Annotated in this window: 3 protein-coding genes; all 3 read left to right on the top strand. The window is 68.3% G+C overall.

Annotated elements, in window-relative coordinates:
- Positions 1-852: quinolinate synthase NadA (gene nadA / locus EQG76_RS29225; RefSeq protein WP_159718746.1), on the top strand; the 852-nt coding region annotated here is incomplete at its 5' end.
- Between the two features lie 4 nt (positions 853-856).
- Positions 857-2,314 carry an L-aspartate oxidase gene (locus tag EQG76_RS29220; RefSeq protein WP_159718745.1) on the top strand — a complete coding sequence of 486 codons (1,458 nt, stop codon included), beginning with the start codon at positions 857-859 and terminating at the stop codon, positions 2,312-2,314.
- 23 nt (positions 2,315-2,337) lie between these two features.
- Entirely contained in the window at positions 2,338-3,186 is an 849-nt protein-coding gene (gene nadC / locus EQG76_RS29215; protein ID WP_159718744.1) for a carboxylating nicotinate-nucleotide diphosphorylase, read from the top strand.
- Positions 3,187-3,613 lie beyond the last annotated feature (427 nt).

Here is a 3,613-nt window from a genome sequence, read left to right as displayed (position 1 = left end):
GCGGTCGTGCTGGCGCACAACTATCAGACCCCGGAGATCTTCCACGGGGTTGCCGACATCACCGGCGACAGTCTGGCGCTGGCCCGCGAGGCACGCGCGGTCGATGCCGATATCATCGTTCTGGCCGGCGTCCATTTCATGGCCGAGACCGCGAAACTCCTTAATCCGGAACGCACCGTGCTGATCCCAGATCAGGAAGCCGGCTGCTCGCTCGCCGAGTCGATCACCGCGGCGGACGTGCGCGTGCTGAAAGCGAAGCATCCGGGCGTGCCGGTGGTGACCTATGTGAACACCTCCGCCGCGGTGAAGGCCGAATCCGACATCTGCTGCACCTCGGGCAATGCCCGGCGGGTGGTCGAGAGCCTGGGCGTACCGAGCGTCATCTTCATCCCCGACGCCCATCTGGCTCGGAATGTCGCTGCCGAGACCGGAGTCGAGATGATCCTCTGGGAAGGCGCCTGTGAGGTTCACGAGCGCTTCACGAAGCGCGATATCGAGCGGATCCGCTTCGGCCATGAAGGCGTCACCGTGGTGGCGCACCCGGAATGCCCGCGCGACGTGGTCGAGGCCGCCGACTTCGCCGGCTCGACCGCCGATATGGTGAGCTTCGTGCGGACACGCCGGCCGAAGAAAGTGGCACTGATCACCGAATGTTCGATGAGCGACAATGTCGCCGTGGCCTTTCCCGAAGTGGAGTTCGTGCGGCCCTGCAATCTCTGCCCGCACATGAAGCGGATCACTCTGCCGAAGATCCGCCGGGCCCTGGAGACCATGCGCCACCAGATCATGGTCGATCCGGTCGTGGCGGCACGGGCGCGGCACGCAATCGAGCGCATGCTGGAGGTGCACTGAGGCCATGACCCATCCTGACCGGGTAGTCGTGGTGGGTGGCGGCATCGCCGGCCTTGCGACCGCCCTGTATCTGGCGCCGATGCCCGTCCTGCTGCTGACCGCCGCGGCCGCGCCGGAGGGGACCGCGACCGCGCTCGCAAAGGGCGGCATCGCCGCGGCGCTCGGTGCCGACGACGCGCCGAACCAGCACGCGGCGGACACGGTCGCCGCCGGCGCTGGACTGGCCGATCCTCTGGTGGCGCACCGGGTGACGGCGGCGGCACCGGCGGCGATCGACGACCTGATCGGCTGGGGCGTACCCTTCGACCGTGATGCGCGTGGCCGCTTGGCGCTCGGCCTGGAGGCCGCCCACTGCCGGCGGCGGATCGTCCACGCCGAGGGCGACGGCACCGGCCGCGTGGTGCTGGCGACACTCGCCGCCGCTGCGGCGCGGGAGGCAGCCATCGAGCGGCGTGCCCATGCGCAGGTGACCGGGCTCCTGCAGGACCGCCACGGCCGGGTCTGTGGAGTGCGGGTCGGGTCGGAGGAGATTCTCGGCCGGGCAGTGGTGTTGGCAACCGGCGGTGTCGGCGGTCTGTTCGCCGCCACCACCAATCCCCTGACAGCGACCGGCACGGGCCTTGCGATGGCGGCACGGCTCGGCGCGGTCATGCGTGACCTCGAATTCGTGCAGTTCCACCCGACCGCGCTGGCGACCGGGCCGGACCCGATGCCGCTCGCCTCGGAGGCCATTCGCGGCGAGGGTGCGGTGCTCATTGACGAGCACGGCCGACGCTTCATGCAGGACGTGCCGGGTGCGGAATTGGCACCACGTGACGTGGTGGCGCGTGCCATTGGCGCGGAGATCGAGGCCGGGCGCCGGGTCTTCCTCGACCTCCGGACATCGCCGGGTCCGGCCTTGGCCAGTCGCTTCCCCGCAGCCTTCGCCGCCTGTCGCGAAGCCGGGCTCGATCCTCTCTGCCAGCCGATCCCGGTGCTGCCGGCCGCCCACTACCACATGGGAGGAATTGCAGTGGACCATTGTGGCCGCTCTTCCGTGCCGGGCCTTTGGGCAGTCGGCGAGGTGGCCGCGAGTGGGCTGCATGGCGCCAACCGGCTGGCCAGCAACTCTCTGCTGGAAGGGCTGGTCTTCGGGCGCTGGGCAGCCCTGGACATTACCGGGCACCTAGAACGGTCCGGCAGGCCGAGCTCTGCTCCCGCACAACTGCCAGCAGCTCCGCCGTCGCACGAGCTGGTGACTGAGCTGCGCCGACTGATGACGGCGAAGGTGGGTGTGGTTCGCGATGAGACTGGCCTCAAGGACGTGATCACGTGGCTGGACCAGTCTGGCGATCAGTCCGACCGCACGTTCGTCTGTCGGATGATCACAACCGCGGCGTTGGGCCGGCGCACGAGCGTCGGCAGCCATTACCGCCGTGACTTTCCTGAGCCGGACAACCGGCTGCTGCCGGCTGCCGCCTAACCCTCGCTCGTCCGGAGAGTATCATGATCGACCCTTTGCCCACCCTCCTGGTCGAGCCAGTCATCCGCGCGGCACTCCTCGAGGATCTCGGCCGGGCTGGCGATATCACCACCATGTCCGTGGTGCCCGCGGAGGCCCGGATGCGCTGCCATCTGGCTGCCCGTCAGCAAGGCCGGCTCGCTGGGATCGAGGTTGCCAAGGCGACCTTCCGTTTGATCGAGCCTGCCATCCACATCGAAACCCTGCGCAGCGATGGAGATCCGGTCGAGGCCGGACAGCCCGTGCTGCTGCTGGACGGCTCGGCCCGAGCAATCCTCACTGCCGAGCGGACCGCGTTGAACCTCGCTTCGCGCCTATCTGGGATCGCGACCGCCACGGCGGCCATGGTTGCGGCGGTGCGGCCGCACAAGGCGCGGATCACCTGTACACGTAAGACCACGCCCGGTCTGCGGGCTTTGGAGAAGCAGGCGATCCGCGCCGGCGGCGGCCTGAACCATCGCTTTGGCCTGGATGACGCGATCCTGATCAAGGACAACCACATCGCGATCGCTGGCGGGGTTGCCGTCGCGATCGAGCGGGCGAAGCAGATGGCCGGCCATCTCGTCAAGATCGAGGTGGAGGTCGACACCATCGGTCAGCTCGAGGAGGCCATGCGGGTTGGCGTGGATGCCGTGCTGCTCGACAACATGGCGCCGTCCGTCCTGGCCGAGGCCGTCCGCATGGTTGCCGGCCGCGCGATCACCGAGGCATCAGGCCGGGTGAGCCCTGCCACCGTGCACGCGATCGCCGCCAGCGGCGTAGACCTGATCTCGGTCGGATGGTTGACCCACAGCGCCCCGATCCTGGATCTCGGCCTGGACGTGCTGACTTGAGAGCAGCACCTCCAAAGAGGGCAGTCAGTGAGGCATTCCTTCGTCATGTCGCTGCACAGGTACACGGGAGGACGCAGAACACGGAGATGACCGGCAAGGCTATGAGCAAGGCGAGGTCATCCTGGTCGTCCTCCTCGTGGCCGAGCGCTTCGAGGACCTGAGCAGGCCGCTGGCCAGCGCCTCGTCCAGCCGAGCAGCCGCCCCGGGGCGGCTTTGCTTTGCAGGCAGCCTGCGGGACCGCAAGTCCGCCACCGCCAGCCTCATCTGCCCCCGCTTCGCAGCGGCGCTATCAGTTGATCTCCTCAGGAATAAAGCCGCCGGTCTGGCGTTTCCACAGGCGGGCAAATAGGCCGTCCAGTTCCACCAGTTCGTCCGGCTTGCCTTCTTCCACGATGCGCCCGTGGTCGAGCACGACGATCCGGTCCAT

It is taken from the genome of Geminicoccus flavidas, assembly GCF_009806515.1.
Taxonomy (GTDB): domain Bacteria; phylum Pseudomonadota; class Alphaproteobacteria; order Geminicoccales; family Geminicoccaceae; genus Geminicoccus; species Geminicoccus flavidus.
The sequence above is the reverse complement of the archived record's forward strand: the minus strand, read 5'-3'. Positions and strand labels throughout refer to the sequence as shown.